Annotated in this window: 1 protein-coding gene; it reads left to right on the top strand. The window is 34.5% G+C overall.

Translation table 11 applies throughout. From position 1 onward, the window contains the following. The first annotated feature begins 175 nt into the window (after nt 1-175). Nucleotides 176-349, top strand: coding sequence for a 30S ribosomal protein S21 (gene rpsU / locus ACQV2G_RS09180; RefSeq protein WP_066126806.1), 174 nt, complete (start codon nt 176-178; stop codon nt 347-349). The last annotated feature ends 158 nt before the right edge of the window (nt 350-507 follow it).

Genomic DNA, 507 nt, shown 5'->3' with positions numbered 1-507 from the left:
GGACATTTTGATTTGTGTTCTCTTGAGACATTATCATTTACGTTTAACAAAACTTCACAAAAGTTTTTCTTTGTTCTTGAAAAGCTTTAGATTCATGCTATAATATAGAGAGGACTTTGTTTAGATTATTATTTCTAAGGAAAGGTTACTATAAGCTCGGGGGGAGGGGAACCAGATGTCAAAAACAGTAGTTCGTGATAACGAATCATTGGATGACGCTCTTCGTCGCTTTAAGCGTAACGTTTCTAAAACCGGTACTTTGAGAGAGGCTCGTAAGCGTGAATTTTACGAAAAGCCAAGTGTTCGACGTAAAAAGAAATCAGAAGCAGCTCGTAAACGCAAGTTTTAAGCGTATCGCCTAAGCAACAATATAGAATAAAATATTCTGTTTAAAAAGAATCAGTTTTCTGGTTCTTTTTTATTTTTAAAAAATATCATAATAAGTATTAATAGGCTCTTTGTCAAATAGGGTTGATGAGTAGGTGAGGTAACCGACTGGTTACTTCA

Origin of the sequence: Facklamia sp. P12955, from assembly GCF_050409565.1 — a bacterium.
GTDB lineage: Bacteria > Bacillota > Bacilli > Lactobacillales > Aerococcaceae > Facklamia.
This window is presented reverse-complemented; position numbering and strand designations above follow the sequence as displayed.

What these genes read in the sequence shown, in the direction of transcription:
- rpsU (WP_066126806.1), top strand. Translation starts at nt 176, where the DNA reads ATGTCAAAAACAGTAGTTCGTGATAACGAATCATTGGATGACGCTCTT.